The sequence below is a fragment of the Bradyrhizobium sp. genome, from assembly GCF_049581145.1.
Classification (GTDB): domain Bacteria; phylum Pseudomonadota; class Alphaproteobacteria; order Rhizobiales; family Xanthobacteraceae; genus Bradyrhizobium.
On record NZ_JBAURI010000278.1, the window covers coordinates 1 to 1,855 of the forward strand.

At 60.1% G+C, this 1,855-nt stretch carries 1 protein-coding gene; it reads left to right on the forward strand.

Translation table 11 applies throughout. The features are described 5' to 3' along the window. On the forward strand, positions 1-821 hold an 821-nt coding region (locus WCB02_RS09270; RefSeq protein WP_423957702.1), incomplete at its 5' end, for a toll/interleukin-1 receptor domain-containing protein. Positions 822-1,855 lie beyond the last annotated feature (1,034 nt).

Below are 1,855 nucleotides of genomic sequence, written 5' to 3' on the forward strand. Positions count from 1 at the left end.
GAGGGAAGTCCGGTATGCGGTGGCAGACCAACCTCGTTGTTGGCAAGAAATTCCTCAGTCTACTCGTGATGAATTTTACGGATGGCGTGCGGCACCGTGTCTTTCTCGTGCCAAAGCTGACACTGCCTGAACTAGGCGGAGTTATGCGTAATGCCGACGCCATAATGGGCGAGTTGGCAAAGGTTGAGATGCGCTGTGCCAGCCATCTTGACCTTGATACCCCCTACGAAAGCAGCAACGACCTGCCCGTATCAAACCGGGTGTTCTTGTTCACCGATGAGCTACAGGGCACGCGTGCAGAGTTCCGCGCCACTCTGGGTGCGACGAAAGAAGTGGTAGCAATCATCGACAACGAAGAATGGAAGCGACGGCTGGAAATGCGCAAGCCCGATGCGTTTATCGCCCACGATTCGCGGGACAAGGTAGGCTTGGCCCGCCCGCTTGCCATCGCCCTCTCGAAGCTGGGCCTCATCATCTGGTATGACGAATTTTCTCTCAAGCCAGGCGACAGGCTCAGCGAGAGTATCGACAAGGGACTCACCGAATGCCGTCATGCGGTGCTGCTCGTGTCGAACCACCTCCTTGAAAATACCACCTGGGCCAACACGGAAATGTCGGCGTTGCTGACCAGGGCTGTCACGCAGGCAAACTCGCTTATCCCCGTATGGGCCAACGTCGATGCGAAGACGGTGGCGATGAGGTCCTCCCGTCTTGCCGACGTCGTGGCCCTCCAGCATTCCGGTGATGTCGAAGAGCTGGCCTCACGCATTTACGCCGCTCTTGGTGGCGCCGAAGGGGCACTCCTCCCGGCGCGCCACTGATGGAGGATTCCCAATTCGCCGCGTCGCCTGCGCCGCGCCGCGGGCCAAGTTCGACGAGTATAATGATTTGCTCGATGGATATTAAAAGGGCGGCATGAGCTACCAAGAATTTGCGGGTCGGGCCGGCCGTTGTGCGTGGGGGAAGCCGTGACAGCTTATGTCGAGTTCGGGAAGGCTTCTCAGTTGCCGAGCCCTTTGCATCGACGCCGAGACTGCTCGCTCATCCAAAACGCGGCGCGCGCGATCGCGGGGGCCGGACTGCACGTGATGACCGCGTTGCTCGCGCAAGAGCTTAGGCCGACGGGCGGATTTGCCGCCCGCCAGTTCGTTTGAGCAAAGCCGTGGAATGGCCGTCGGCGACGCATGGCCTTCGCCCAGCGGGTCGGCCGGCCATGAGCGGCGTCGCCACGACGGCAAAACCGTGCAGGCCGAAACATGAGGCGCCGACCGGCCCGGCGAATCAATCTCGATTCCGATCGACGCCGCGCCCGGCACAGCCTGTGGATGGCCTAAAAAACACCCGTTCGGAAAAGCCGAATTCGTTAGCCCCTTCAAGCCGATACCACCCTCAAGTCCTGACGCGAAAAATAAATGTCTTTCTGTTTTACAGAAATTGATGTTTATTCACGGCATCCCGTTCCTTCAAAAGGGGCGTATCGCGGTCGTCACGAACGTGGAGCGGGATGCGGTGGACGCGGCAGCGTCGGGCGTGATGGGATTGCAGAGCGGGTCCGAGGACTCCGTGAGTGGTCACGTCACGTAGACGAACGATGCTGCAGCGGACGGCGAAATCGTGTGGTCCCGACGCTCCAAGGCACAGGCGTCAAGTCGGCGGAAGCAATTCCGCAGGCGACGGTGGCAAAAAAGCGTGGTCACCGAGGAGAGCGCGTATAAGCCGTAAACCATCGCGTGCGGGGATGCCGGGTGATTCCGGTGCGACCGCTGTGAATACTCGTGTGCATACTTCTACTACCAATGCGCACACGAGGCTGCGGATGCATCGGGCATCCGGCGTCCCCCACGCCCTCTCTGCT